Raw genomic sequence first — 282 nt, 5'->3', positions numbered from 1 at the left:
TAAACTCCAACTCCTCAATTATGGCGGTTGGGATCATCACCAAACCCTCACCAACCATTACCGCTCTGGGACTGCGCTAGACCAAATAAAGGGGGTCGTAAACGCAACACATATCCACTATAATTTCAAACAATACACCCCCATTACGCAAGACGAGATCAATAATCTCCCCAACAGCTACAAGCAGCAAATCTCCCAAACAACAGCCCATCTAGGAGTGATTGAAATCTGGGGCGGCTCCTACACTGGCACCCCTCCAAATGGGCAAGAAAAATCAATACC

General features: G+C 47.2%; 1 protein-coding gene. It reads left to right on the top strand.

Translation table 11 applies throughout. The features are described 5' to 3' along the window. A partial coding sequence (locus NQF89_RS08915; protein ID WP_266138005.1) for a hypothetical protein occupies positions 1–282 on the top strand: 282 nt, incomplete at both ends.

The sequence above is a fragment of the Bombella pollinis genome (genome assembly GCF_026385485.1).
Lineage (GTDB): Bacteria > Pseudomonadota > Alphaproteobacteria > Acetobacterales > Acetobacteraceae > Bombella > Bombella pollinis.
The sequence above is the reverse complement of the archived record's forward strand: the minus strand, read 5'-3'. Positions and strand labels throughout refer to the sequence as shown.